The following is a 21,747-nucleotide window of genomic DNA, read 5'->3' on the forward strand; positions in this document are numbered from 1 at the left end:
TCTGCTTTCCTATTGCCTTTTTTGGCCATTTTCAGTATACCCTCACGGATCAGGAGCGTATACCGCACTCACCAAGTGGTGGGGATTTTCACGGAAAAACATATTGAAAGCGATTACAAGTATTATATAAGCATTTACCAAGGGAGGAAGTGAAAAAAGGGTGTCCAAGACATTGCCTCTAGAAGGCATAACAGTATTGGAAATGGGGAATTTTGTAGCGGCGCCGTTTGCGGGGAAAATCATGGCTGAATTTGGCGCAGAAGTGATTAAAGTTGAAGAACCGGTATCGGGAGATCCGCTGAGAAGCTGGCGGATTATGTACGGCCACTCTTCGATTTGGTGGTATGTACAAGCCAGAAATAAAAAATCGATTACAGTGAATTTAAGGAAAACGGAAGGCCAACAGATCATTAGAGAGCTCATCCCGAAAGTTGATGTCGTGCTGGAAAACTTTAAACCGGGAACGCTCGAAAAATGGGGGTTGGGTTATGAAGAGTTAAAGAAAATAAACCCGTCTATCATTATGACAAGGATATCCGGGTATGGCCAAACTGGACCTTACCGGGATAAGGCCGGATTTGGAAGTGTGGCTGAGGCGATAGGAGGATTGCGATATTTGACGGGTTATCCAGACCGTCCCCCGGTAAGGGTGGGAATCGCGATTGGAGACCTCGTTGCAGGGTTGTATGCCGTGATCGGAACGTTAATGGCGTTGCGTGTCAGACAAGAAGATAAAGAAAGAAAAGGTCAGCTGATTGATGTCGCCCTTTACGAATCAGTGTTCAGTCTATTGGAAGGGGCATTGCCAGAGTATGTGTTAAGCGGTGTTGTAAGGGAGAGGACGGGCAGCACTCTCCCGGGTGTGGCGCCATCGAATACGTATGAATGCAAAGACGGAAAGCATGTTGTTATCGGGGGAAACAGCGATAATATATTCCAGCGTCTCATGAAAACAATTGGGCGTCGTGACCTTGCTGATCATCCTCAATACGCTAACAACCAAGGAAGAGCAGAACATGCTGAGTTGATTGATCAAGCAATAGAAGCATGGACGAAACAGCACACGTTGGAAGAAGTGCTAAACGCCCTCGATGAAGCATCCGTTCCGGCAGGACCTATTTATAGTATTCGAGATATTGTGAATGATATTCAGTATAAAGAGAGAGGCATGTTATTGCCGGTAAAACTAGAGGACGGGACGGAGTGCCTGTTCCCCGGCATTGTTCCAAAATTGTCTGACACTCCAGGGCAAATGAAGTGGGTCGGACCGAAGCTGGGAGAGCACAATGAAGAAGTGTATGTAAGGATGCTCGGTTATTCTCATGACCAACTCACACAATTGAAAAAGGAAGGGGTGATTTAAATTTGGTGGACGTCCAGATTATTGATGTAAGTCCTAGGGACGGATTGCAAAACGAACCGGCTATCGTTCCCACTGAGAAAAAGAAAAGGCTGATTGAAATGCTTGTTGACTCCAATGTGAAGAAAATTGAAGCCACCTCTTTTGTTCATCCCCGAAAAGTTCCGCAAATGGCCGATGCTGAGCAAGTCATAAAGCAATGTGAAACGTTTGGTGAAATTGAGTTTGTGGCATTGATTCCAAATCAAAAAGGATTCGAGCGGGCGAAACAAACAAACGTGTCTGAGGTGAACTGGGTAACAGCCGCCACCGAAACATTCAATTGCAAAAATATTGGGATGAGCATCGACGAAAATTTCGAGCAGTTCAAAACGATTGTTCAAGAAAGCAAGGCATTGAATATAAAAATCTGTTTTTCCATAGCGGTAAGTTTTGGTTGTCCTTATGAGGGAGAAGTAGCTCCAGCAAAAGTTATATCCTTGGTGGAACGCGCGGCGGAAGTCGGGGTTGATCGGATTGGGATCGCCGATACGATTGGAATCGCAACTCCTAAACAAGTCAAACAACTGCTCACTGAAGTGATGCAGGTGGTGCCATCCATTCCTATTGCGATTCATCTCCATGATACAAGGGGGCTGGGATTGGCCAATGCTTATGCGGCATTGGAAGCGGGTGTGAACATATTTGAAACGTCTGTCAGCGGCATAGGGGGATGTCCTTTCGCCCTAGGAGCGGCGGGCAATTTAGCAACCGAAGATTTGGTTTATATGCTTGAACGAATGGGGGTTAGAACAGACATTGATTTTGAAAAATTGCTGGCGGCGGCTGACTTCGCTGCTAGTCTTACATCCAATCAACCATTAGGGAGAATAAGACAAGTAGAAAAAAGGGGGAAGTGCAAGTGAGAAAACGAGCGTTGTTTGTGGGAGCTTTATTGACTGCTTCCATTCTGTTAAGCGCATGCGGCAAAAGTTCTTCCACAGCGGAACCACAACCGAATAAAGGTGAGGAAAATGGATATGAACCTGTCACCATCAGGATGGCTTACAATCTTCCGCAAGATCATCATATTTCCATTGGCGTCGAAAATTTCGCCAAAACGGTGACAGAAAAATCAGGAGGCAAGGTGAAGATTCAAGTATATCCTGCTGGGCAATTGTTGAGTGATAAAGAGATGAACCAAGCCATACTAACCGGCGGGGTGGAGATGGGGGTCAACTCCTCAACACTGTGGGCTTCTACAGTTCCAGCAATGGGGATTTTTGATGTCCCGTACGCTTTTCCTAACCATGAAACAGCTGGCAAAGCGCTGTCTGGAGAGTTGAGAGAAAAGTTGAACAAGGCGATGGAGGAAAAAGGGGTAAAAGTTCTCATGTATGCCGATTATGGCTATGCACAATTTGCCAACAACGTCAGACCGCTTAAGTCACCTGAAGACTTTAAAGGATTGAAAATACGCAGCATTGGCGACATTCCATCGGAAATGATCAAAGCTTATGGGGCATCGCCGGTATTTTTGGGAGCAGGGGAAGTCTATACAGCGCTGCAAAGAAAAACAATTGATGGAGCGACATCAGGGACGACAGCGATGCTTCAACGGCATTACGATGAGGTCGCTAAGTATTTAACGATAAACAATTATTCCTACTTGGAGTTCATCCTTGCGGTCAATAAAAACTTTTGGGATCGGCTTCCTGAAAAAACGAAACATCTCTTAACGGAGACTGCACAGCAAACGGAGCAATGGATTAGGGCGAAAGCGAAAGAGGAAGATGAACGAACGGCCAAAGAATTAGCAGAAAAAGGGATGGAAGTGTACGTTGTTCCCGAATCGGATCTTCAAAAATGGAAAAAGGCCGCCCAACCAGCAAGGGAAGTGTATATCGAGCGAGCTGGGGATTTAGGCAAAGAGTTGCTCGATATAGTGGAAAACATCCAGTGAGTAGGGAAGACGGGGAGGGAAGGCTCCCTCCCTTATTGGTTAAGGAGGTCAAGGATGAGGAGGTTATATCATTTCTTAGATCGTTTGATCCAAGCAGGCGGGGCGATAGCGGGAATATTGATCATATTAACCACAGGCATGACAACGTTTGACGTTATTGCTAGGTCGGTGTTTAACCGTCCGACTACTTGGGCTACGGAATTATGCATATACGCCATTATTGGGAGCTGTTTTCTCGGTTCTGCCTATACGTTGAGAACATATTCCCATATTACAGTTGATTTACTAATCAATCTTGTGCCGAGCAAGGCGCAAAAAATATTGGCGTATGCCTCGAATGTATGTGGATTCATTTTTAGTCTTATTTTTACGATTTACAGTGTCGAACATGTTGTCAACACATATCAACTAGGGACAACTTCATCATCATTATTGAGGATTCCTATGTATCTTCCAGAAATGTTTCTCCCGATTGGCGGTTTACTTCTTTGTATTGCTTTTATATTGCAAATCGTAGACGGAGAAGCGCAAAAGGGGGATGGGCATTTATGAATGCGGCGTTTTTCCTTGGTGGAATGGCTGTACTGCTATTGATCGGACTGCCTGTCGCGTTTGCGCTCGGCTTATTGGCAGTTGGCGGCATGTATCTGTTCAATGGCGGGACGTTTTCTTTTTCACAAATTCCGATCATTTCTTACAAATCATTGGATGATTTTACATTAACCGCCTTGCCGATGTACGTTTTGATGAGCCAAGTTTTAGTAGTGAGCGGCGTTGGGCGCGATTTATATGAAATGGCAAGTAAATGGTTTCGGCATCTTCCTGGAGGACTAGCAATTGCCACATTGTTCTGCTGTGCTATTTTTGCGGCGATTTCCGGTTCGAGTGTTGCCACTGCTGTGACTGTTGGGGCGGTCGCGCTTCCGGAAATGACGAAGCGGGGATATGATAAAAGAACAGTTCTTGGCCTGTTGGCTGCCGGGGGAACATTAGGCATTCTCATTCCTCCAAGCGTGCCGATGATTATATATGGTTCCGTGACAGGAGAATCGATTGGGAAACTGTTTGTTGCTGGAATTATCCCAGGAATATTATTAACGATAATATTCATGATCTATGCTTCATGGAAGACGCGCCACATAAAGGAAAAGCCAGCGACATGGGTAGAGAGATTCGAAGCGTCGAAAAAGGCCGTATGGGGACTTATACTGCCCATCATTGTCATAGGAGGAATCTATACAGGAATCTTTACCCCTACGGAAGCTGCTGCCATTGGGGCTATGGCCAGTATTTTGATTTCCATTTTCGTATATAAAAACTTCACGACTTCTAATATTAAAACAATTGTCTTATCAACTGTCAAAACGAATGCAATGATTTTAATGATTATTGTCGGAGCTATGCTTCTTGGGTACATCATGACTATATTGCAAATTCCGCAGACCATTACGCAATTTGCCACTTCACAACAAGTATCTCCTTGGGCCATTTTCGTTTTAGTGAATATTGTGCTGCTTATTTTAGGCTGTTTTCTTGAAACTATATCAATCCTTGTGATTACACTGCCTATTTTGTATCCTATCATCACAGCTTTAGGGTTTGACCCCATTTGGTTTGCGGTCGTTATGGTCGTCAATATGGAATTAGCCCTTATTACACCGCCGGTAGGGCTGAACTTGTTTGTTTTGAAAGGACTGGACAAAACGAATACGATTGCCGAGATCGTAAAAGGCGTAGTGCCTTACGCTCTCATTATGATGCTGTTTATCGTTGTGCTGGCCATTTTTCCGGAATTGACAACGATCCTGATAGACCGTGTGAAATAGGCAAAATAGCTGAAGCTGCCTACATTATAAAGATAGGCAGCTTTTGTTGTGATTTATAAATGATCCGTCTTCTTCGAATACGCGAACTTCCCGGCTTCGCGGTTTTTTTCGCGCATCATGTTTTTCTCATGGCGCTTCGCTTGGTTGTCGCGCGCTTTTTTGTCATTGTCGCTCGTGTTTGGCATCGGTAGCCCTCCCTTGTTTCGATCGTCCATCATTAGTATGAGGCAAATGGAAATGAACTATATGGAAATAGGGGAAGGTAGTTTGTGGAAAGATAAATGGAGAATTTTTCTTCACAAATGGTTCGCTTCAGAGTATAATTAAGTACAAAAGTAGAGATAAATGTTTGTAATAGGGTAAATATAGGTGTTTAACGATCATTTTTTATCTAAAATGTTCGTAAAGGGGAATGAAAAATGAAACGAAAACCGTTTGTCCCCTTCAAGCTTCCTCTTAGCGAAGATGTCGTGAATCAAATGCGTTTTCTTCGCGAATTGATCGAAGCGAATAAGGCGATGGTTGAGTATCAAACGATGCTGCGGCATTCAAAGCTGCATCCGCGATTTCTGCTCAGACCGATCATGCTGAAGGAGGCGGTGCAGTCGACGAAAATTGAAGGGACACAAGTGACATTGGATGAAGTGATGGAGACTGAAGCACAAAGCAGAAAAGCGAACAGCGATGTGCGAGAAGCATTAAACTATTATGAAGCATTAGTGGCAGGGATGGATGCGCTGAAAGAGATCCCCATTTCGACTCGGTTGTTTAAGCAGTTGCATCGAATTTTGTTGTCAAACGATGTACGCGGATCCCATCGGTCGCCAGGGGAATTCCGAAGGGTGCAAAATTTCCTCGGTCCGGAAGGATGCACGATTGAAACCGCCACTTACATTCCTCCGGAGCCGCATCTTGTCAATGAGTATATGTCAAATTTAGAGAAATACATTCATGAACCGAACGATGATTATGATGAATTAGTGAGAGTAGCCATAATTCATGCGCAGTTCGAAACGATTCATCCGTTTCTTGACGGAAACGGTCGGATTGGAAGAATTTTGATTCCGCTCTATTTGTATAGTAAGGGTGTCATCGATTACCCGAACTTTTTTGTCAGCGATGTGCTTGAACGGGATAAGCACAAGTATTACCGCTATTTGAATGATACCCGCTACAAAGGCGACTGGACGCAATGGATTCAGTTTTTCTTGCAATGCGTCCATTTACAAGCGAAACAAAATGTTCGATTGATTCAAAAAGTAAACAATTTGTATGAAGAAGATTTGGAAAAGGCAAGTGCGCTTGTGAACAGCCAGAATATTCGAACCGTTGTCAATGTCATGTTCCAGCACCCGATTTTTACCGCGAACATGATGGCGGAGTTGACCGGTTTGCCGGAAGCAACGGTTCGGCGCTATTTGAATCGGTTTGAGGAGCAGAAGCTCATTTTCTCGGATGGCCGGATGCGGTCCAAAACGTACTACTACTACAACCTTCTTGATCAACTTCGGTAATGAGGACAGGCGCCTGTGTTGTGCAGGCGCCCGTGTTTCGTCCGGCGGGAAAGGCGTCAGATCTCAATATATTTGTTCAGAAAAAAGAGGGCAATCGTCCCCGGTCCGGCGTGTGCGCCGATGGCGCTGCCGATGTCGGAGAGGAAAAAGCGCGTGCAGCCGTGTGTTTCTTCGATCATCCGCTTCAGCTCAAGCGCCGTTTCTTCATCATCCGCGTGGCTGATGCCGATCGTTTGCTTTTGCAGATCGTCGCCGCGTTCACCCATCAACTCGACCATGCGTTTCAACACTTTTTTCCGCCCGCGCAGTTTTTCAAGCGGAATAAGCGCCCCGTCCTCGACGTGGAGAAGCGGCTTGATGTTGAGCAAGCCCCCAAAGGCCGCGGCGGTTTTGCTGATGCGGCCGCCGCGCGCCAAGTAATCCAAGTTGTCAACGGTGAAAATGTGTTCCATATGGCGGCAATACGCCTCGATCGTTTCACAAAGCAAGTTGTACGGTGTGCTTTGTTTCGCCAGCTCGACTGCCTTCATGACGGCGAGCCCTTGGCCAAGAGAGGCGCATTTCGAGTCGATGATTGTCAGGCGAAATTCCGGATATTCATCAAGCAGCTCGCTGCGCACGGCCACCGCTGTTTGGTATGTACCGGATAATTTCGATGAAAAGGCGATGTAAAGGCATGGCCGGTTTTCTTTGGCGTATGGCAAAAACAGCTCCTTCATCGCCAGCGGGCTTGGCTGTGCCGTTTTCACCGTATGCCCTTGGCGCATGGCGTCATATACTTGCTTCGGCTCAATCGTCACGCCGTCTTCATAGTCTTGGCCGTTCCAATGGACGACAAGCGGCAAAAACGCGATACGGTGCTCGCGAATGTACGACTGCGGCAAATCCGCTCCGCTGTCGGTGATGATTTGAATGGACATGGTTCGTCCCCCTTTTTTGTATAGCCGCATCGAATGAATGGGCGATTTTGGCCGGCGAACAGCGATTCATTATCTTCCTTTAGTGTAGCGGTTTTTCGTTCGGAATACAATGGAAAATCTCGAGCGGGCGAAAGAAACAGCTGCGGGAAGCCCGCAGCCGTTTAGTGGGTGAGCTCGTCCAGCTCGGCTTGAAATTGACGCAACTGCGCTTTTTCCGCCGTGTTGGAATGCGCGTACGCGGATGACAAGGCGTTTTTGGCGATGGCAACAGCGCGCTCGACGCTCATGTCGATCTCACCGTTTTTGGCTTGTTTCGCCTGTGCGACTGCTTTGCGCGCCTCTTGAAATAGACGATTGCCCATCGTTACGCGCCTCCAAGCGACGTTTCCACCGCTTTTTCCGCTTTGCGCGCTTCCGCCTCGGCGTATGTCAAGTGATAAGGGATTCGCTTGTCATGCCGTTCAATCGCATCGACGCTTTGTTGGACGAAACGCTTCGATTTGTTTCGTTTGCCCATGACCGATTCCCCCTTTAAAAAGTTGAAGACGCGCGTTGCGTCATGTATAGTGTAACCGCCGTCAGGGAACAGTAGTAAGGAAATTCGTTACAGCCGCCCATCTGTTGGCGTCAAACGGCAGGAAAGGGCTGTTTGGGCCGCGGCGTTGATCTACAAGCGCAGAACATCTCGTAAATAGCGGCCGATGCCGTCTTCTTCATTGCTTGCCGCAACGTCGTCGGCCACCGCTTTCAACGGATCAATGGCGTTGCCCATAGCGACGCCCAGTCCAGCCCAGTCGATCATTTCGAGATCGTTGTCCTCGTCGCCAAAGGCGATGACGCGCTCCCTTGGGATGCCGAAGTAGTCGGCGACTTGTTTTAAGCCCGCGGCCTTATGGACGCCATGGCGGATGATTTCAATGACATGCCACGGTTCGCTCCAGCGCCGGTGGTGCACGACGTTGGCGTACACATTCGCTAAATGTGATTGAATCCGCTCGATATGATCATCGTCTGTGTACACGAGCACGCTCGTCGGATCTTTGCCGAGCGAGCGGCGCAAATCGCCGATTTTCACGGTCGGGTTGCCAAGGCGGACGATGTCAAGCAAGACGTCGTCATGTTCGTGAAAATAGACGTCATCCATTACTTCGGCCAAAATGTTTTTGATCTGGTACGTTTCCCCTAGCTCGACAATGTCTTTGACGACGGAAAGCGGCAGCGGGGAATGGCGCACGCCCCACGACGGCTGGCGGGGGTGATGGACAAACGCGCCGTTGAAGTTGACGATCGGCGTTGTAAGTCCGAGTTCCTCATAATACATACGGCTTGCCCGGTACGGACGGCCGGTGGCGATGACGACGAGATGGCCAGCGTCGATGGCGCGGTGGATGATGTCTTTCGTGAACGGTGAAATCGTTTTGTCCTCTTTCAGCAGCGTTCCGTCTAAATCCAGCGCGATCAAATATCGTTTCATGCTCGACTCCTTTGCTTTATGATTGTTTCCACTTCATAGTGTAACTCTTTTCCAAAATCGCTGTCTATATGGTACACTATACAGCGATGGAAAAAGACAGAAGGGGTTTGGACTGCCATGGTCATTGTTGAAACAGAACGGCTGGCTGATGTGCCGGTGCTTCATGTTGTCAAGCCGGAAAAGCGGGACGCACGGCTGCCGCTGATTTTCTTTATTCACGGCTTTACAAGCGCGAAAGAGCATAATTTGCATTTCGGCTACTTGCTTGCTGAGGCAGGCTATCGCGCTGTGCTTCCCGACGCGCTGTTTCACGGCGAGCGGGACGAAGGTTTGAGCGAGCGGAAATTGCAGCTGTCGTTTTGGGACATTGTCGTACGCACGATCACCGAAATCGAGGAGATGAAAAACGACCTTGTCAGCCGCGGATTGGCGGATCCCGAACGGATCGGGCTCGCTGGGACATCGATGGGCGGCATCGTCACGTTTGGCGCGCTCGCCGTCTATCCGTGGGTGAAGGCGGCGGTGGCGCTCATGGGCTGCCCGAACTACAGCGCCTTTTTTGACGCGATGATGGACGAAGCGAAGCGGCGTCAGATCGACATCCCGATGCCGCCGACGCTGCTGGCGCTCGAAAAAGAAAAGCTCGCCTGCTACGATTTATCCAAGCAGCCGGAAACACTCGCCGGGCGGCCGTTGTTCATCTGGCACGGGAAAGCCGACCAAGTCGTCCCGTATGCTTATACATATGAGTTTTACAAGCAAATTAAACCACTTTATGAAGGAAACGAAGACCGGCTGCAATTCATCGCCGACCCGCACGCCGGCCATAAAGTGACGCGTGAAGCGTTTTTGGAGACGGTGCGCTGGTTTCGCGAGCATGTGTAAGCAAAATCGGCAATGAGGAAACGAACATGTTTGTGGTCAGCTAAAGCGTGCTTCACAAGAGGGAATCCGCCTTTTAAAAACAAAAAAGGCGGATTTTTCGTTTGAACACATTTTTTATTCAAATGAATATTTGAATATAAGGGGGAGATATGCTATTCTATATTCAAACGAATATTTGAATATTAACAAGGAGCGAGAAGGAATGCACCGTCATGATGTGTGCGACGTTTACTGTTATGACGAAGAGAAGGTCGAGCGGGTTCAGCGGCGGCTTCGTGATGAAAACATTGCCGCGATCGTGCCGTTTTTCAAGGCGCTTGCCGACGAAAATCGGGCGAAGATCGTGTATGCGCTTTGCGGTGAAGAGAAGCTGTGCGTCTGTGACTTAGCGAACGTGATCGGGGCGACGGTGGCGACGGCATCGCATCATTTGCGCATCTTGTACAAACAAGGAATTGTGAAATATCGAAAAGAGGGGAAACTTGCCTTTTACTCGCTGGATGATGATCATATCCGCGAGCTGCTGCTTGTCGCGCTCGCCCATCAGAAAGAGGGGGACGGCTGTGGGGAATGAACAAACATTGGATCGGCTTGAGGTCAAAACATACCGCGTGCAAGGACTAACGTGCACAAACTGCGCAGCTAAGTTTGAGCAAAACGTGAAATCTTTGCCCGGCGTGAAAGAGGCGAAAGTGAATTTCGGCGCCGCCAAGCTCACCGTTTGGGGCGAGGCGACGATTGATGAGCTTGAACAAGCGGGAGCGTTTGAACAGTTGAAAATTCGTGAAGAACGAGAGCGCGCGGTTCAGCGGGAGCCGTTTTGGAAGCGAAAAGAAAATCGAAATGTCTTCGCCTCTGTGGCACTGCTTCTGTTTGGCGTTGCGGCGGATGCGGCAGACAAGGGGATGCTGGCGATTGCGATGTATTTGGCGGCGATCGTGATCGGCGGCTACTCCCTGTTCTGGACGGGGCTCCGGAATCTGGCCCGCTGGCAGTTTGATATGAAAACATTAATGACGATCGCTATTCTCGGTGCGGCGGCGATCGGCGAATGGCAAGAGGGAGCAGTCGTTGTCATTTTATTTGCCATCAGCGAAGCGCTCGAGAGCTACTCGATGGATCGAGCACGGCGGTCGATCGCCTCGTTGATGGAGATGGCGCCCGCTGCAGCGACGATTCGGCGCGGTGCGGAGGAGGTGACCGTTCCGGTCGAAGACGTTCGCGTCGGGGATGTCATGATCGTCAAGCCGGGTGGAAAAATCGCTTTGGACGGCATTGTCATAAGCGGCGCCTCCACAGTGAATGAAGCGGCGATCACCGGCGAAAGTCTGCCGGTGGAAAAAGCAGTGGGGGATGCAGTGTTTGCCGGGACGCTGAATGGAGAAGGATTCCTCGAAGTTGAAGTGACAAAGCGGGCGGATGAAACGACATTGGCGAAAATGATTGATCTTGTAGAAGAGGCGCAAGCGGAGCGAGCCCCGTCACAAGCCTTCATCGACCGGTTTGCGCGCTATTATACGCCGTTTATTATCGTGACCGCGCTTCTGATCGCCATTGTGCCGCCGTTTGTGATGGGCGGTGGCTGGCTTGATTGGGTGTATCGCGGCCTCGCTGTTCTTGTCATCGGCTGCCCGTGCGCGCTCGTCATCTCCACCCCGGTGGCGATTGTGACGGCCATCGGCAACGCGGCTCGGCGCGGCGTGCTCATCAAAGGCGGCGTGTATCTCGAACAAATCGGTCGGCTGCGTGCCGTTGCCTTTGATAAAACGGGGACGTTGACGAAAGGAAAACCAGCCGTGACCGATGTCGTCGTGTATGAAGGGAGCCGTGAGCAACTGCTGGCGGTGGCGGCGGCCATCGAAAAACGATCGCAGCACCCTTTGGCTTCTGCCATCGTCCGCAAAGCGGAAGAAGAGGGAGCACCGTTTCTTGATGTGGCCGTCGAGGAGTTTCAATCGCTCACCGGCCAAGGAGTGAAGGCGGTGATTGCGGGGAACACGTACTATATCGGCAGCCCGGCCTTGTTCACCAGTTTGATCGGGAAGTTGCCCGATGAAGCGGAAAAGCAAATCTCTGCCTTTCGGGACGAAGGAAAAACCGTGATGGCCGTCGGCACGGCCGATCGGCTGTTGGGGCTTGTCGCCGCGGCCGATCAACTGCGGCCGTCCGCCCCGGAAACGGTTGCCGCGCTGCGGCGCCTTGGGGTGGCGGAAGTGGTGATGGTGACGGGCGACCACGAGCAAACCGCACGGGCCATCGGCCGCCAAGCGGGCGTATCGGACATTCGCGCCGGGCTTCTTCCCGAACAGAAGCTGGCGGCGATCCGTGACTTGAAACAACGCTGCGGCGTAACGGCGATGATCGGCGACGGGGTGAATGACGCCCCCGCCTTGGCTGCGGCCGATATCGGCGTGGCGATGGGCGGAGCGGGGACCGACACCGCCTTGGAAACGGCCGATGTTGTGCTCATGGCCGACGATTTGCGCCAGCTGCCGTACACCGTCCGCCTCGGTCGCCGAACGCTTGCCGTCATCCGGCAAAACATCGCCGTCGCCTTAGGGCTTAAAGTGCTGGCACTCGTGGCCGCCGTCCCGGGCTGGCTCACCCTTTGGCTCGCGGTGTTCGCCGATATGGGCGCGACGCTGCTCGTGACGTTCAACAGCATGCGCCTATTGCGGGTGAAGGAATGAGACGGGGCTGCGGGCAACGGGGAACGGACCGTTTTCCGCCCCTCTGGGGGATTTGTCCTCCTTCGTGGAAAATAGTGGTGCTTTCTGACAACGAGAGACGGTATAATGCAGAGGAAAACAGCAAAGCGGATTCGGTTGGATGTTTGGGATGGCGGTTGTTAGATGTTTTGTTCTGTTTAGGAAAATCATAGGGAAGAGGGGGCGTCATGAAGGGATCTCGAGAAGAAGAGAGGCATGAAACGCAACGGATAGAAGAGGTTCAACGGGTGGACGACCGGGTGTTTTCGCCGACCGAAGAGTTGGATCGGATCGCTGCGGGAGGGGCGATGAAGCGGGAAGCCCTCGATTGGCGAGGATTTCCCCGGTGGATTCGATATGTCGGATACATCGCCTTCGCCTTTTTTGTCATCGTTCCTTTGATGGCATGGTTGTGGAACGTGTTGCTTGAATAGCCGATCAAACGCCAACCGGAGGCGGGTCTCATGGAGGAGAAAAACAAACGACACGGAAATGCCCGTTGTTCCGTGTCGTTTTGTTTGCGCTCTGTTGTTAATCCTCCATCCCTAAAGCGTACAAGTAATGGCGCAAGCTTTCTTCGACACATGCGGCGATCAGTTGAATGAACGGAGTGACCTCACCTTTGACGCTCGCTTTTTCCAACGCTTCGTAATACTTCCGGCGCTGTTCCGGGTTTGCTTTCACAATAGCGGGCGGATAGCCATGCTGCATTAAAATGAAATTCATCATTAAGCGGGCGGTTCGTCCATTTCCGTCAGCAAATGGATGAATAGATAGATGCAACAAAGAAGTTTAAATAGCCAAGCGATGGCTCTCGTTTTTTCTATTATGATACAAAAATAAAGGGCGGGGAGTGTTCAGCAGTTGCAGAACAATGAAACAACCGCCCGCCCAACACGGGCGAACGGCGAAAAGGGGATGGAAAAGTGGACCGTTTCAGGAAAAATGCCCAAGCTGCCGGAGCGCTTCTTCGCTCATCCGCTCGGGCGTCCATGGCGGGTTCCATGTCACTTGGACGCGCACGTCACGGATGCCGTCAATGTGCTCAAGCGCCCGTTTGACGCCGCCGGCGATCGAGTCGTGAAGCGGGCAGCCGGGGGTCGTGAGCGTCATCAGGACATTGATATGCCCATCTTCGATTTTTAAGTCATAAATCAACCCTAAATCGACGACGTTAATGCCGAGCTCCGGATCAAGGACCGTTTTCAGCTGTTGAATGGCAAGTTCGCGGACATCCATCGTTCTTTTCCTCCTCATTCGTTTATTTTCGGAAGACCGTTAAAATCGTTCCCGCAAAGGCAACGCTTAATCCAGCCAGCAGCGTTTGAGCGACGGCCAACAGCGCCACGGCCGCCAGCGCGAGGGCGATGAGCCATAGGCGGCATTGGACGGTGACGGCTCGCTCATTCATCATTTGTTTTAACGTCGGCACGTTTTGTTGGCCGACTTTTTCGCTGTAGCGATGCGTCCACCATAAAAACGGCACGATTTTGAACAAATAGCCGACGATGCTGAAGAGAATCCAGCCGACAATGAATAGATAAACAATGATGCCAAGCAGCCGTCCGCTGCCGACGACGATGGCGACAAAGGCGGCAACGTGCAGTCCAAGACCGATGACGATGGCCGAAAGCGAAAAGCGGAACGGGCGGTCAAGCGTTTTTTTCATCCGCTTTTGCAAAATGGCGCGGATATGCCAGGCGAAAACAATGAATCCGCTCATGAGCAAGGCTGCACCGGCTATAAGCCATGCGTGGCTTCGCAAGAATAAGCTGGCGAACGCCACCGCAATCCCGCTGATGTACAGCGCATAGACGTAACGCGCCGGCCGCAGCGAAAAGCCGTGGGCGAGCGAGAACATCGGCGCCATTTTGTACGAAAAGCCTATGATGAGCAGTGTGAACCAGCCGCACAGCCCGAACAGCACATGCAAGCCGAACACCGTTTCATGACTGTTGGCGCCTGTGGCGGCGAAAAAGTGAAAGGCAAGCAGCCCTCCGGCGGCGCCCGTCAGCAGCAAAAACAACAAGGAAGTCGCGACAAACAGTGTCATGATCGTTTTGTTTTTTTGTTGTTTTAATGTCATCGCCATTTGCCAGACAAACAGCACGATGCCGAACAGCAGAAGCAAGCCAGGGAGAAACGCTTGGTTTGGCGTAAACGCTAAACTGGCGGCAAAGGCGACGATGCCGAGAGCGGTGATCGCAAACTGCCAAAAACCGAGCCGCTCGCTCCAAATCGGCGTCAAAAAGGCGACCGGAACGAGCTGGTACATCGCCCCCATGGCCGTCATCAATGCAAAGCCAAGCAACGCCAGGTGGGCCGCCGCCCACACGAACGGCAGCCGGAACGCGCCGCTGCTAAGTGAGGGAATCGCTCCAAGCAACATAAGCTGCGACGCGGCGAACGCCAACACGGCGAACATGATAAACGAGAACGGAAGACGGACGTTTGTTTCCGTCCCCGTGCGAGTAGGAAACACGTTGCTCATCCTTTCGTAATGCGGATTTCAAAACTGCCGTCTTCGCGTGCGACCGTCTCGTGCCGGTAGCCAAGCTCGTCAAGCTGCTCGTACAAAAACATCGGGCGGCGATCGTTTATGATCGTCAACGTTTCGCCCTGGTTGAGTTTGGCGAGGGCGGCTAGCGTCCGCATCATCGGCTGCGGCGGCTCGAGTCCGCGGTTATCGAGGATCATCGGTCATCCCCCCTGCTTCACAAACGTTACTTTCCAATGTTTTTTTTCGATTTGTTCGGCCTCGTACGTAAATCCTTTCGCTTTCATAATCGGAAACAACGGCAGCGGCTTGAACGGGGCGTGTAAAATGAACGTATCGCCCGGCTGCAGCGGCTTGATGGCGTTCATAATTTTTTCAAACGGTTCCCGCTTTTGCCGCAAATCTTCGCGTACATCGAGTTCAATCGTCACACCCATGCGCTTTCCCTCCTTTTTGACTATCATGATAATCATTTTCACTGTGGAATGTTGTGATATAGCTCACATCTTTCGGCCGAAACATGACATATTCCACTTTGGAAAAAAGGTTTCGTTTTCGTTTGAAAGGGCGGAATAGCATGTTCCAGAAAGATGGGCTTGCCGAAATGTTTGAAAGGAAACCCCATCAGCTCCATTGCGCATCCCGACCGGTGCCGGACGATGGGGAAAAAGGAGTTAGAAAAAGATTTCTTGTTCGAGCCCTTCGCGGTCAATCAAATAAAAGCCGTGTTCGTCGACATTGATCAACCCTTTCCGTTTCAGTTGGCTCAACGTGCGGCTCACCGTTTCACGGGCGGTGCCGATCATATTGGCCAGCTCACGGTTCGTCACATGGGCGGTGAGCCGATGCCATTTCCCTTGCTTGACGGCGTTCGTGCGCGTCAACCGCAATAAGAGAAGAACGATTTGTTCGTACGTATTATGGAGCACTTGCGCTTCGAGCCGGTTTTGCAAATCAACGATTTTTTCGCCCATGACGCGAAACAGTTTTATGCAAAGTTCAGGGCTCGCCATCAGCACTTGTTCGAAATCGTGGATCGGGATCGCGATCAATGTCGCTTCCTCGACCACTTCGGCGTGGGCCGGATAGGTGCCTTTTAAGAAAAAGCCGGCATGCGGAAACATTTCTCCCGTCTGCAAAATCGAAACGATTTGTTCTTTCCCGCTGAAGTCCGTTTTATAAATTTTTACCGTGCCGGAATGAATGAAATAGACACGTTCTAACGGGTCGCCTTGCATAAAGACAAACGTCCGTGGTTTGTAGACACGCACATGGGAAATGGCGACAAGCGAGTCGAGCTCGTAATCGGACAGTTCACGAAACAACGGAACAGCTTTTAAGCGGTCTTTCATCCAATGGTTCGCCATGGCGTTCTCTCCTTTGGAAATGTGACAAACGTGTGACAGCTGCCAACGGAACATCAATGCTTTTCTCTTTTTGAACATCTGCGCCGTTTGGCCTTTTCTGCCTTCATTGTATACATTCTCACGCCATAAAGCTGTGATATAAATCATAACGGACATTTGCCCCGGCTCACAAACCGGCCTCGATTCAGCACGCTACAATGGGGGCGAACAAACGAGAAGGAGGTTGTCTCATATGGAAGTTCATCGATCCGTTCACCCCAACATGCGGACGGGGCGGCAAACGACCAACAGTTTTCTCAAATCGATTCTCATTTTCACTATTGTGATCAGCTTTACCGTCCTGCTTGTCGGCGGGTATTGGATTTTTAAAGAAATGGCGCCAAGGCCGAAGGAAGTGCGCAGTGAAGACGGCCAAGTGTTGATGACGAAAGAAACGATCATCGGCGGGCAGGCCGTCTTCCAAAAATACGGGCTGATGGATTACGGAACCGTGCTTGGACACGGGTCGTATATGGGGCCGGACTATACGGCGGAAGCGTTGAAAATTTATACGGAAGGCATGCAAGATTACAAAGCAAAAGAGCGGTATCACAAACCGTTTGCCGATTTAACCGCCGATGAGAAAACGATCATCCGCGAACAAGTCATCAAGGAAATGCGAAAAAACCGCTACAACCCGGTTACGGATGTTCTCGTCCTGACGGATGCGCAAGTATACGGGTTGGAAAAAGTGCGCGACTATTACCGTGACGTTTTCACCAATGGTGACGGCTGGGGATTGAAAAAAGGATTGATCAAAGAAAGCGACATGCCAAAAGCGGATCGCGCTTGGGTCGCCGAGGGTGATCAAATTAGGCAGATTGCCGACTTTTTCTTCTGGACGGCTTGGCTGTCGAGCACGTTGAGAATTGGCGACGAGATTACGTATACGAACAACTGGCCGTACTATGAGGACGCCGGCAATACGATGTCGTTTTCCGCGGTATGGTGGAGCGGCGTCAGCGTCACGATTTTGATTTTGTTTATCGGGATCATTTTGTACGTCTTCCACCGTTATCAACTAAGCATGCAAGAAGCGTATACAGAAGGAAAGTTTCCGGTCATCGATTTGCGGCGGCAGCCGCTGACTCCGTCGCAAGTGAAAGCGGGCAAATATTTCGTCGTCGTATCGGCGCTCTTTTTCGTGCAAGCGATGTTCGGGGCATTGCTTGCTCACTACTATACAGAACCAGACAGCTTCTTTGGCATCAGATGGATCTATGACGCATTGCCGTTTAACATCGCCAAAGGGTATCATTTGCAGCTGGCGATTTTCTGGATTGCCACCGCTTGGCTTGGCATGGGGATTTTCATCGCGCCGCTTGTCGGCGGGCAAGAGCCGAAAAAGCAAGGGTTGCTTGTTGATTTGCTCTTCTGGGCGCTTGTCGTCCTTGTCGGCGGCAGCATGATCGGCCAATGGCTCGGCGTCAACGGCTACTTAGGGAACAGCTGGTTCTTGTTTGGCCACCAAGGTTGGGAATACATCGAACTTGGCCGCGTTTGGCAAATTATTCTAGTCGTCGGCATGCTCCTTTGGTTGTTTATCGTCTTCCGCGGCGTCAAACGCGGGCTGAGGCGGGAAAGCGACAAAGGTGGGCTCATTCACTTGCTGTTTTACTCAGCCATTGCCGTTCCGTTCTTCTACATTTTCGCCTTCTTTATGGAGCCGGATACGAACTTTACGATGGCGGATTTTTGGCGCTGGTGGATCATCCACTTATGGGTGGAAGGCATTTTTGAAGTGTTCGCCGTTGTTGTCATCGGGTTCTTGCTCGTTCAATTGCGGCTCGTAACGAAAAAATCGACGGTCAGAGCGCTCTACTTCCAATTTACGATTTTATTGGGCAGCGGTGTGATCGGCATCGGCCACCACTATTATTACAACGGTTCGCCGGAAGTATGGATCGCCCTTGGCGCGGTGTTCTCGGCGCTCGAAGTGATTCCGCTCACGCTCCTTATTTTGGAAGCGTATGAGCAGTACAAAATGATGCGCGACGGCGGGGTCAACTTCCCGTACAAGGCCACATTCTGGTTCTTGATTTCAACCGCCATTTGGAATTTGGTCGGCGCAGGGGTGCTCGGCTTTCTGATCAACTTGCCGGCGGTCAGCTACTTTGAACACGGGCAATTCTTAACGCCGGCTCACGGCCACGGAGCGATGATGGGCGTGTATGGCATGTTTGCGATCGCCGTGCTCCTTTATTCGCTGCGCAACATCGTCAAACCGGAAGCATGGAACGACAAATGGCTGAAATTCTCTTGCTGGATGCTGAACATCGGCCTGGCTGGCATGGTTCTCATCACGCTTCTCCCGGTTGGGGTGCTGCAAATCAAAGAAGCGTTTGAACACGGCTATTGGGCGTCGCGTTCACCTTCGTTCTTACAACAAGATATCGTCCAAAACTTGCTGCTTGTCCGCTTTGTTCCGGATACGATCTTTTTGATCGGCGTCGCCGCCTTGCTTGTCTTTGCCATCAAAGCGATGTTCCATTTGCGCAAACCAACTCACGGCGAAGGGGAAGAGCTGTCGGTGGCGAATTTGGCGGAGGAAGAATAACAAAAACGGGCTGACCCAAAACGCGAATGCGTTTTGGGATTAGCCCGTTTTTACACGAAATATAGAAGAGAATCGTTCGTTTTCTGGCAGAATATCAAAAGAGTCACCATAAACCACTATCACCGAAAAAGGAGCGATTCTTTTATGACACATCATCATATTTTTGAAGAGTGTACCGTGGATCACCTCACGTTGCCAAGCGATATCATTCCATTGGATCATATGGCTCATGTAGTTTACGAAATCGCCAAGCGCATTCCGATGGAGACGTTTCTTCCTTACTATAAAAGGCGGCCACACCTAAGAAAGGTAGGGAGGGATGCTCTCTCCTTGCTTATGGTGCCTTAATAAGACGAATGCTGGAAATTGCTGCTTCTTGTTCAATCGAACGCCTAGAAAGAAGATCTAAAATCCGTTCGTGCTTTTCCATGTTTTGTTCTATTTTCTTAACGATTTCATTTGTTTCAAGCACTGCTTGTTGGACGAAAACAAACTCTTGCTTCGTGACCATATTGGCTTTGACATGATCTAATTCTTTCATTAGGTTGTTCTTTACGTCCTCAAGCTCCTGTTTGGTAGCCATGTTGGCTTTGATGTCTTCAAGTTCTTGTTTGGTAGCCATGTTGGCTTTGATGTCTTCAAGTTCTTGYTTGGTAGCCATGTTGGCTTTGTTGGCTTTGATGTCTTCAAGTTCTTGTTTGGTAGCCATGTTGGCTTTGATGTCTTCAAGTTCTTGCTTGGTAGCCATGTTGGCTTTGATGTCTTCGATCTCTTTTGTGAAACTATGCTTCACTTCTTCAAGTTCTTGTTTCGTTGCCATGTTGGCTTTAATATCCTCAAGCTCTGTTGTGAAGTTTTGCTTCACTTCTTCGAGCTCCTGTTTCGTTGCCATGTTTGTTTTGACGTCGCTTACTTCATGTTCGATCATTTGGAGCTTGTCCAAAATTTGGTTCAATATCGCTTCCAAGGAAAATCCTCCCTTCTTATATAGTAGCCATGGAAAAGTGGGTGATGATGAATCGCTCCTTTCTTTTAAGGATTGGGGGAAACGAGCGTGTAGAGTAAGTGGTTGAGGAAAGGGATGGGATTGTAGCGCAGAACAAATGAGGACAATCGTTCCCCATTCATATTATAAATGATTCGTAGAAATTTGAAAATAACGTTTTGTGTCATTGTCGCTTTGTATCCGTCCAGGAAAAGGAGTGCGTTTTAGCCCGTACGGTCATGTTAATCCCGGCAGCGACATTGTTTTTAAGAAAATCGAACTTCCTTTCTTTAATAATAAGGAGAAACAAGGGATTTAATCGGAATCGTTCATGATCAATGTACGATTTAAAAAAGAAAGAGCTGGCTCCAAAAGTCCACTTGTTAGTGGATTTTTGGGTCAGCCCCCCTTTTATTTGTGAACGTTTTCAATCACTTGTGGCATTTGTCCGGCGTGGTGTGTTCGGTTTCCTTTTGCTTGTCATAGCATGGAAAGCAGTACAACGTCTCTGTTTCTCGGCTGACGACGCCGTTTAAAAACCCATGCAGACAATGGATCGGCTTGCCGCATTGCGCGCAAAAGCCAACAAGCTCTTCCAACCGCCATTTCTCCTTTCATGGGGATTGAACATGTTCACCTTCGGGCTGTGACGCTCGTCACTACCGCCCAAGGCTCAAGCGGTTATGATAAAGTATATAATTCATTATACTACAAAGGAGGCCAATGTTATGAACCAATTTGCCGCCAAAATCCACGCCCCGGACTATCCGCCGCGCGACCGCCATCCGGCAATTTTTCGGCTGTTTGACAGTTTGAAGCCGGGGGAAGTGATGGAGCTGACGAATGACCATGACCCGCGTCCGCTGCAATACCAATTCATGATGGAGCGTCCGGATCAGTTTACGTGGGAGTACTTAGAGGAAGGGCCGGACGTCTGGCGGGTGGCCATCGGCAAAAAATAAATCATCCGCTCCATTGGGATTTCCGTCTGCAGGCGGAAATCTTTTTTTTTCGCCGGTTGGTATGGTACGGTAAAAACAAACGATGGATGTCCGGAAAGGGGAAGCATGATGAAACAAACGATTGCCGGAGCGGTGCTCGCCGGCGGCCAGTCGCGCCGGTTTGGGCGGCCGAAGGCGTTTGCGTTGCACGAAGGAGCTCCGTTTTTCACTTGGTCCGTCGCGGCGCTGCGATCCGTCGCCGATGAATTGTACATCGTCAGCCACCCGTCGCTTATCGATGAATTCCGCCGGCAAACGGACATCTCGGTGCTGCTCGATGTGGAGCGCTGCCGCGGCTGTGGGCCGCTTGCCGGCCTTTACACCGTCATGGAACAGAGCCGAGCCGACTGGGTGTTCGTCCTGCCGTGCGACATGCCGTACATGCGGCGGGAAGTGGCGGAGCGGCTTGCTTCCTATATCGATCCGACGTTTGACGCCATCGTTCCACTCCATGGCGGCCGCCCAGAGCCATTGGTCGCTCTATACCATCGTCGGCTTCGTTCCGTGATCGCCGAGCTGCTTGACGCCGGCGAACGGCGGATGATCTCGCTTATTGACGGCGCCCGCGTCCGCTATGTTGACGCCCAACAGCTTGCCGCGGATGAAACCGTATGGCGCAATGTCAATACGGAGGGAGAGTACCGGTGAAGGGGGAATTGTGGCCGAAGGAGA

General features: G+C 50.2%; 25 protein-coding genes and 1 pseudogene. 13 read left to right on the top strand and 13 right to left on the bottom strand.

Annotation, left to right across the window (positions count from 1 at the left end; all coding sequences use genetic code 11):
- The first annotated feature begins 160 nt into the window (after positions 1-160).
- Genes CV945_RS14020 through CV945_RS14040 form a run of 5 tightly spaced genes read left to right on the top strand, consistent with a single transcriptional unit; the run spans position 161 to position 5,128 of the window.
- Positions 161-1,363 carry a CaiB/BaiF CoA transferase family protein gene (locus tag CV945_RS14020; protein WP_015374094.1) on the top strand — a complete coding sequence of 401 codons (1,203 nt, stop codon included), beginning with the start codon at positions 161-163 and terminating at the stop codon, positions 1,361-1,363.
- Positions 1,364-1,365: 2 nt separating this feature from the next.
- The gene (locus CV945_RS14025; RefSeq protein WP_100659998.1) at positions 1,366-2,265 is read left to right on the top strand and encodes a hydroxymethylglutaryl-CoA lyase; all 900 of its coding nucleotides are present in this window, start codon (positions 1,366-1,368) and stop codon (positions 2,263-2,265) included.
- On the top strand, positions 2,262-3,302 hold the full coding sequence (locus CV945_RS14030; protein WP_100659999.1) for a TRAP transporter substrate-binding protein: 1,041 nt from the start codon (positions 2,262-2,264) through the stop codon (positions 3,300-3,302). Before CV945_RS14025 ends, CV945_RS14030 begins: the two co-directional genes overlap by 4 nt.
- A gap of 54 nt (positions 3,303-3,356) precedes the next feature.
- Positions 3,357-3,854 (top strand): TRAP transporter small permease, encoded by a 498-nt coding sequence (locus tag CV945_RS14035; protein ID WP_100660000.1) that lies wholly within the window; start codon positions 3,357-3,359, stop codon positions 3,852-3,854.
- A complete protein-coding gene (locus CV945_RS14040; RefSeq protein WP_100660001.1) occupies positions 3,851-5,128 on the top strand; it encodes a TRAP transporter large permease in 1,278 nt (425 codons plus the stop codon). Before CV945_RS14035 ends, CV945_RS14040 begins: the two co-directional genes overlap by 4 nt.
- A gap of 53 nt (positions 5,129-5,181) precedes the next feature.
- Here CV945_RS14040 and CV945_RS14045 read toward each other — a convergent pair whose 3' ends face one another.
- Entirely contained in the window at positions 5,182-5,313 is a 132-nt protein-coding gene (locus CV945_RS14045; protein WP_008879040.1) for a DUF3941 domain-containing protein, read from the bottom strand.
- Between the two features lie 234 nt (positions 5,314-5,547).
- On the opposite strand from CV945_RS14045, the gene CV945_RS14050 reads away from it, so the two are divergent.
- Positions 5,548-6,642, top strand: coding sequence for a Fic family protein (locus tag CV945_RS14050; RefSeq protein WP_100660002.1), 1,095 nt, complete (start codon positions 5,548-5,550; stop codon positions 6,640-6,642).
- Between the two features lie 56 nt (positions 6,643-6,698).
- On the opposite strand, the gene CV945_RS14055 is transcribed toward CV945_RS14050, so the two are convergent.
- The 4 genes from CV945_RS14055 to CV945_RS14065 all read right to left on the bottom strand — a co-directional run bounded on the left by CV945_RS14055 (position 6,699) and on the right by CV945_RS14065 (position 9,036).
- Positions 6,699-7,562 carry a DegV family protein gene (locus CV945_RS14055; RefSeq protein ID WP_100660003.1) on the bottom strand — a complete coding sequence of 288 codons (864 nt, stop codon included), beginning with the start codon at positions 7,560-7,562 and terminating at the stop codon, positions 6,699-6,701.
- 161 nt (positions 7,563-7,723) lie between these two features.
- A complete protein-coding gene (locus CV945_RS14060; protein ID WP_047817895.1) occupies positions 7,724-7,924 on the bottom strand; it encodes a DUF3813 domain-containing protein in 201 nt (66 codons plus the stop codon).
- A 2-nt stretch (positions 7,925-7,926) separates the two neighbouring features.
- On the bottom strand, positions 7,927-8,079 hold the full coding sequence (locus CV945_RS17325) for a hypothetical protein (RefSeq protein ID WP_198518519.1): 153 nt from the start codon (positions 8,077-8,079) through the stop codon (positions 7,927-7,929).
- Between the two features lie 150 nt (positions 8,080-8,229).
- On the bottom strand, positions 8,230-9,036 hold the full coding sequence (locus CV945_RS14065; protein WP_100660004.1) for a Cof-type HAD-IIB family hydrolase: 807 nt from the start codon (positions 9,034-9,036) through the stop codon (positions 8,230-8,232).
- A 117-nt stretch (positions 9,037-9,153) separates the two neighbouring features.
- Between CV945_RS14065 and CV945_RS14070 the strand changes: the two genes are divergently transcribed.
- The 4 genes from CV945_RS14070 to CV945_RS14085 all read left to right on the top strand — a co-directional run bounded on the left by CV945_RS14070 (position 9,154) and on the right by CV945_RS14085 (position 13,063).
- Positions 9,154-9,921 carry an alpha/beta fold hydrolase gene (locus tag CV945_RS14070; RefSeq protein WP_100660005.1) on the top strand — a complete coding sequence of 256 codons (768 nt, stop codon included), beginning with the start codon at positions 9,154-9,156 and terminating at the stop codon, positions 9,919-9,921.
- A gap of 202 nt (positions 9,922-10,123) precedes the next feature.
- Positions 10,124-10,495: an ArsR/SmtB family transcription factor gene (locus CV945_RS14075; protein ID WP_100660006.1), complete on the top strand. Its 372-nt coding sequence runs from the start codon at positions 10,124-10,126 to the stop codon at positions 10,493-10,495.
- A complete protein-coding gene (locus CV945_RS14080; RefSeq protein WP_100660007.1) occupies positions 10,485-12,611 on the top strand; it encodes a heavy metal translocating P-type ATPase in 2,127 nt (708 codons plus the stop codon). Before CV945_RS14075 ends, CV945_RS14080 begins: the two co-directional genes overlap by 11 nt.
- Before the next feature lie 206 nt (positions 12,612-12,817).
- Entirely contained in the window at positions 12,818-13,063 is a 246-nt protein-coding gene (locus CV945_RS14085) for a hypothetical protein (RefSeq protein WP_015374108.1), read from the top strand.
- 97 nt (positions 13,064-13,160) lie between these two features.
- On the opposite strand, the pseudogene CV945_RS14090 reads toward CV945_RS14085, so the two are convergent.
- The 6 genes and pseudogenes from CV945_RS14090 to CV945_RS14115 all read right to left on the bottom strand — a co-directional run.
- Positions 13,161-13,400, bottom strand: a pseudogene (locus CV945_RS14090) (Fic family protein); the annotation flags it as partial.
- Between the two features lie 165 nt (positions 13,401-13,565).
- Entirely contained in the window at positions 13,566-13,868 is a 303-nt protein-coding gene (locus CV945_RS14095) for a metal-sulfur cluster assembly factor (RefSeq protein WP_011230255.1), read from the bottom strand.
- A gap of 22 nt (positions 13,869-13,890) precedes the next feature.
- Positions 13,891-15,120 carry a hypothetical protein gene (locus CV945_RS14100; protein WP_100660008.1) on the bottom strand — a complete coding sequence of 410 codons (1,230 nt, stop codon included), beginning with the start codon at positions 15,118-15,120 and terminating at the stop codon, positions 13,891-13,893.
- Positions 15,117-15,326: a DUF2249 domain-containing protein gene (locus CV945_RS14105; protein WP_011230257.1), complete on the bottom strand. Its 210-nt coding sequence runs from the start codon at positions 15,324-15,326 to the stop codon at positions 15,117-15,119. Before CV945_RS14105 ends, CV945_RS14100 begins: the two co-directional genes overlap by 4 nt.
- Positions 15,327-15,329: 3 nt before the next feature.
- On the bottom strand, positions 15,330-15,563 hold the full coding sequence (locus CV945_RS14110; RefSeq protein WP_049626636.1) for a DUF2249 domain-containing protein: 234 nt from the start codon (positions 15,561-15,563) through the stop codon (positions 15,330-15,332).
- A gap of 237 nt (positions 15,564-15,800) precedes the next feature.
- Entirely contained in the window at positions 15,801-16,493 is a 693-nt protein-coding gene (locus tag CV945_RS14115; protein ID WP_100660009.1) for a Crp/Fnr family transcriptional regulator, read from the bottom strand.
- A 232-nt stretch (positions 16,494-16,725) separates the two neighbouring features.
- Here CV945_RS14115 and CV945_RS14120 point away from each other — a divergent pair, with 232 nt between their 5' ends.
- Positions 16,726-19,089: a nitric-oxide reductase large subunit gene (locus tag CV945_RS14120; RefSeq protein WP_100660010.1), complete on the top strand. Its 2,364-nt coding sequence runs from the start codon at positions 16,726-16,728 to the stop codon at positions 19,087-19,089.
- 334 nt (positions 19,090-19,423) lie between these two features.
- Here the strand turns inward: CV945_RS14120 and CV945_RS14130 are convergent, their stop codons facing one another.
- The gene (locus CV945_RS14130; RefSeq protein ID WP_100660011.1) at positions 19,424-20,056 is read right to left on the bottom strand and encodes a hypothetical protein; all 633 of its coding nucleotides are present in this window, start codon (positions 20,054-20,056) and stop codon (positions 19,424-19,426) included.
- A gap of 449 nt (positions 20,057-20,505) precedes the next feature.
- Entirely contained in the window at positions 20,506-20,673 is a 168-nt protein-coding gene (locus CV945_RS17330) for a hypothetical protein (RefSeq protein WP_021322324.1), read from the bottom strand.
- A gap of 129 nt (positions 20,674-20,802) precedes the next feature.
- Between CV945_RS17330 and CV945_RS14140 the strand changes: the two genes are divergently transcribed.
- The gene (locus CV945_RS14140; protein ID WP_013523134.1) at positions 20,803-21,036 is read left to right on the top strand and encodes a DUF2249 domain-containing protein; all 234 of its coding nucleotides are present in this window, start codon (positions 20,803-20,805) and stop codon (positions 21,034-21,036) included.
- 105 nt (positions 21,037-21,141) lie between these two features.
- Positions 21,142-21,723 carry a molybdenum cofactor guanylyltransferase gene (locus tag CV945_RS14145; RefSeq protein ID WP_063330330.1) on the top strand — a complete coding sequence of 194 codons (582 nt, stop codon included), beginning with the start codon at positions 21,142-21,144 and terminating at the stop codon, positions 21,721-21,723.
- Positions 21,724-21,747 lie beyond the last annotated feature (24 nt).

The organism is Geobacillus sp. Manikaran-105 (assembly GCF_002809955.1).
Lineage (GTDB): Bacteria > Bacillota > Bacilli > Bacillales > Anoxybacillaceae > Geobacillus > Geobacillus thermophilus.